At 64.1% G+C, this 5,024-nt stretch carries 3 protein-coding genes; 2 read left to right on the top strand and 1 reads right to left on the bottom strand.

Going from position 1 to position 5,024, the window contains the following annotated elements; all coding sequences use genetic code 11:
• Positions 1-158 precede the first annotated feature (158 nt).
• Both OXK16_12205 and OXK16_12200 read left to right on the top strand, forming a co-directional pair.
• Positions 159-446 carry a hypothetical protein gene (locus OXK16_12205; protein ID MDE0376704.1) on the top strand — a complete coding sequence of 96 codons (288 nt, stop codon included), beginning with the start codon at positions 159-161 and terminating at the stop codon, positions 444-446.
• A 9-nt stretch (positions 447-455) separates the two neighbouring features.
• On the top strand, positions 456-710 hold the full coding sequence (locus OXK16_12200) for a hypothetical protein (GenBank protein MDE0376703.1): 255 nt from the start codon (positions 456-458) through the stop codon (positions 708-710).
• Between the two features lie 355 nt (positions 711-1,065).
• Here OXK16_12200 and OXK16_12195 read toward each other — a convergent pair whose 3' ends face one another.
• Entirely contained in the window at positions 1,066-4,551 is a 3,486-nt protein-coding gene (locus tag OXK16_12195; GenBank protein MDE0376702.1) for a helicase-related protein, read from the bottom strand.
• Positions 4,552-5,024 lie beyond the last annotated feature (473 nt).

Here is a 5,024-nt window from a genome sequence, read left to right as displayed (position 1 = left end):
GGGGGTGGGGAATTTCAGTGATCAACTCCGGGGATTTTCAATGACCATCAACACGCTCTCGTGGCGACCGGAACAGCCTTGCTGGCAGCCGTACTCATCAACTAGAACCGAGCCCTCGGCCTGATCGTCGGTGCGGCCACCGGGCTACAATCTCTCTCGTGCCGCATACGGAAGAACAGATCAAGCGTATCGCCGAACTGGGTCGCGACCCGAACAACTGGCAACCTGCCGGCCCCGAGGCGTGGGAACGCGGCAGACGCATGGCGGATGCGATCGCCGACAGCTACACGGACGAGGACTGGCGGACCATTCTCAACCGACTGACTCCGTCCAGGGCGGCTCAGCACATACTCTCCCGCCCTCCCCGCGATCACCACCACCTCCTGGAACTGGTCCATCCGGACCGCAGGGTCGAAGTGCAGAGGCTGCTGACCGTTACCGCATAGGCGACTCTGATGGCAAGACCCCACATCGCACCTTCGGCGCACAAACGCGGCGTCACCTTCCATGATGTCGATGCCGTGCTGCGCTTCCCAGAGAAGGTGATGAAACTGTCCGATACACACACGGGTCAACCTGAGCGCCCGAATGTCGACCTGTACGCCGGATATGACACATCCGGAGAACCCCTCGTCGTGTTCGTGGACCGGTTCGAGAACATGGCATTCCACTCGGAACCCGGGTTGCGTCGCTACAAGTGGCTGTTTTGAAACCAGAGATTCGACGGCCGCGGGGCAGGCTGATTCGGAGGGGCTAGGGCTCAAGCCAGCGGGTGTCCCTCCGAATGTCGATACAGTCCAAGTCAACAGGGCTTACCTCAAGTTATGGAGTTTATGTAGATCACGGATAATCTCCTCATAAGTCAGCCGGGCGTGGTCAGGGGCCATGGGCGCCTCGCGGTGTTGGTACCCCCTCCAATAGAACCCGACTAGTACAAGCTTAAGACTTGAGGCCAGCAAACTCCCAGGTCAAGGGGCCTTTTCATTGACCGGAATAGAGCGCGAATAGAACTTGAATAGATCCTGGCAGGTGATCCCCCCGGTCAAGCCAGATCCTCGTGTCGACCTATGACGGAACCTCGAAGGCGAACTCCGATGGAGCGAAGTTGATCGAGTACTTGCGGTAGCCAACCTCCACGCCCTCGAAGGGGCGGCGCACGTAGCGGACGGTCGGCTGGGCGGAGCGATCTTCGGGGACTTCGACCACGGCAAGGATGAAGCGGTCGGGCGAGTTCTGGGAGTGGATGATCTGGCTACGGCTGACCGTGACCGTCTCCGCGCCCTCGATCCGGCCCTTGACCTCTATGAAGTAGAGGTCGCCCGTGTCGGGGTCACGGCTCTCGATGTCGTAGCCCTCGTTGTTATGGGGCATCTCCTCTGGCTTCCGGCCGAGCGACCGCTCGGTTGCCAGGACCGCATCCACCGCCCGGCGATCGACCTCTGCCGTGTCTCTGGCGTGGGCGGTTGGGACCGGTTGATGTGTTCCGGATAGCCGATCCAGCAGTCCTTGGGGAACCACGATCGCGCCGCCCACTGTGTCGGGCGGGCGGCTGGAGAGTTGGAGTTCCCGGTCGAGTTCGAGATTCCGTTGCTCCCGCCTCGCGGCCAGATCGTCGGCGAAGTTCTGGGCGTGGCCGGCCGTGAAGCCGCCTCTCGGCCTTGTCCCCTGGGCCTGTTTCACCTCGTGCTGGTAAGTGTCCCAGTATCGGATCCGTTCCTTCAGGCGTTGTTCCACGCCGGCCCGTACCTTCCCGACCCGATGCTCGGTCGCTCGGCGGATCTCGTCGAGGTGGGGGCCGCATAGCTCGGTGATGGCGAAGCGGCGGGCGTGGTCCGACAGCATGGTGTCGATCCGGCTCTGCTCAAGGAGCGACGCTACGAGGTCCCGTTCGTCGTCCTCGATCGGGCGGAGATCATGGTGGCGGGCGGCGCCGGTCTCTTCAGATTCGCCTTCGGTGGGCATCTCGACCGTCCAGTAGCGCCTGGAGACGTCCCGACCCGAACCGTCCTTGATGAGGTGCTCGATCTGGACCAGCGCCCGGAGCCGGTCGCCGGTGGCCTGGGGATCCACGAGCACGGTCCCCCGCTGCAGGACCGAACCGTGACGGTCGAGCACCGCGTCCACCACCGCTTCGAGCAGCGGATGGCCGAGCGCCAGCAGCGCCGCCCTGGGCCGACCGTGGACATCCACCAGGTGCTTCTCGAAGGTGACCCGCTCGTACCTGCGGTGCAGCTCATTACCCGCTCCGGTCTCCCTGGCACGTTGGCGGACGATCCCGGGCACACGGGTGATCTCGAAGCGGCCCTTCTCGCGCTCCACGATGCGCCCGCCGAAGCGGCGCAGCGCCTCGATGAAGAACATCGAGATGAACCCGGGCTGCAGCTTGCGGAGCTTGGCGCGCTCCATATCGTCCCGGATCTCCTGAATGTCCCCGTCGCCGATCCGGCCGACGGCGAGGGCACGCTCGTCGACCAGGTTCCTGATCTGCTCCCCTATGTCATTGTTGATGACCTGGTCCCGGCGGGCTCTCACCTCGGGACGGTCGCCGTAGCGGATCGCCTCGATGAGCAGGTCTCTCAGCTGCCGGTCGATGACTGAGTCCCCGAGCACGTCGTAGACCTGGCCGCCCAGCGCCTTGCGTTGCTCCTCGATCTTGTCCAGGAGACGGATGAACACCGCCCCCTCCCGCGTGCCGTGGGCCACCAGGTTCCACAGGTGGCAGACCTCGGTCTGGCCGATCCGGTGTATACGCCCGAAGCGCTGCTCGATCCGGTTGGGATTCCAGGGAAGGTCGTAGTTGACCATCAGGTTGGCCCGCTGCAGGTTGACCCCCTCCCCGGCGGCGTCGGTGGCCACCATCACCTGCACCTCGGGGTCGTTGATGAAGGCGTCCTGGCGGTGGCGGCGGTTCTCCCGGTTGACGCTGCCGTGGATCACCACCACCCGCTCCCGCCTCCCGAGAAGCCCGACGATGCGGCGCTGCAGGTAGTCAAGGGTGTCCTTGTGTTCGGTGAACACGATGATCTTGCGCCTCGTCCCGCCGGGGCCGTTCATGTGCTCCGATTGGAGGACGGTGGACAACTCCTCCCATTTGGTGTCGGTGCCGGCCCTCCGGACCTCGGAGGCGATGGCCACCAGACGGCCGAGCGTCTCGATCTCCTTCTGGAGTTCGGGGACGGTCTCCGCCGCGGTGGCCTGGTCGATGACCTCGGTCTCCATTTCGTCGATCTGCTCATCGTCGAAGTCGTCGTAGTCGAAGAAGGCCAGGTCATCCTCCGACAGGCCTTTGAGCAGCGGGTCGGCCACCTCCCGGCCCTCGGCTATGGCCTCCAGCTCCTCCAAGCGTTTCTGGAGCCGTTCGCGGCGGCGGCGCAGCGAGCGGTAGATCGCGTGAGGTGAAGATGCTAGCCGCCGCTGCAGGGCGGCCAGGGCGAAGCCCACCACCAGGCCCCGGCGGCGGTTCTTCTGCTCGATCTGCTTGGCGCGGTCCATGCCGTGGCGGACGTAGTCGGTCACCTCGTCGTAGAGATGCTGTTCGGGCGACGAGAGGTCGTACTTGACCGAATGCGCCCGACGCTCGGGGAACAGGGGCTTCCCGTCGAAGGTCAGCAGCCTCTCCTTGAGGTTGCGGCACATCAGACGGGAGGCGTCCGGCACCTCCCCTCCTCTCAGCCGACCCCCGAACGAGTCCTGATCCAGCAGGGCGAGGAACAACATGTAGCTCTCCTGCTTGCCGCTGTGCGGCGTCGCCGTGAGCAGCAGGAAGTGGCGGGTCAGGTCGCGAAGCCGCTCGCCGAGCTGGTAGCGCTTGGTCTTGTTGAGCTTCCTCCCGTAGTAGTGGGCCGACATCTTGTGGGCCTCGTCCACCACCACCAGGTCCCACCGGGAAGCGGACAGCTTCTCCTGGAGGTCCTCGCGGCGGGCCAGTTGGTCGAGGCGGGCGATCAGCAGGTTCTCCTCGGTGAACGGGTTGCCGGTACGGGCGGACTCCACCATGTCGTTGCTGAGGATGCGGAAGTAGAGGTGGAACCGCTGCGACAACTCGTCCTGCCACTGAACCACCAGGGAACCGGGCGCCACGATCAGGACCCGCTCCACGTCACCGCGGATGGCCAACTCCCGGATGTAGAGGCCGGACATGATGGTCTTGCCGGCGCCCGGGTCGTCGGCGAGCACGAACCGGAGAGGCTGGATCGGCATCATCCGGCGGTAGACAGCCTCGATCTGGTGCGGGAGCGGATCGATGTCCGCGGCCTCCACCGCCACGTACGGGTCGAACACGTGAGCCGACTTGATACGCCTAGCCTCCGACGCCAGCTTGAACAACCGCCCGTCACCATCAAGCGGCCACGAGTCCTCGGCAGCCGCCACGCTCAATCGCTCCTCGTCGGTGCGCGACAAAAGCGACCTGTCTAGCCCCTTCTCAGAATCCTGGAAGACGACCTCCACATCGTTGTCCCCGTACCACTTCGTGGCGATCACGGTGACCGGACGGCCAGGTACCAGTCCATCCACAAGGGCGCCAGCCTGAATGTCCTCCAGCTTCAGCACGGTCAGCGATGGGTGGCCAGTGGCCCGTGGTCGGTCATCGAACTCCTTGCTTCATCATCTCTGCGGATTTTCTGTTCGGTTGCGCCCGGCGCAGGGTACCGAACGACAGTGACACGCCGGCCATGCCTGTCAACGTAGGGTGAATACTGAGCACGGAACCGCCGACCTGTATTTGGGTGCTGGCCGCTGGGGTCGTGAGGTCGTAGCGTCCGGTAGGTCGTTGGCTGGGTCGGCCTCGGGTGAGGTTGACCCGATCGAATGGACGCTCTGATGGTGACCGGGTTTGGTGGAGTCATCTCACTTGGATCAGCGGTGCAACGGTTGGGTTGTCGTAGTGGATTCTTTCGTACTCGATCGAGGTTCGCATCCCTGAGCGGTGTGGCGTCGTTACCGGTTGTGGAGGATCTCGAGGTCTTCGAAGTGGAGTTGCCCCGGTTTTGTGGACAGTTTTCGGTTAGGCGATTCTCAGGGTA

This window comes from bacterium, assembly GCA_028821235.1.
GTDB lineage: Bacteria > Actinomycetota > Acidimicrobiia > Spongiisociales > Spongiisociaceae > Spongiisocius.
The sequence above is the reverse complement of the archived record's forward strand: the minus strand, read 5'-3'. Positions and strand labels throughout refer to the sequence as shown.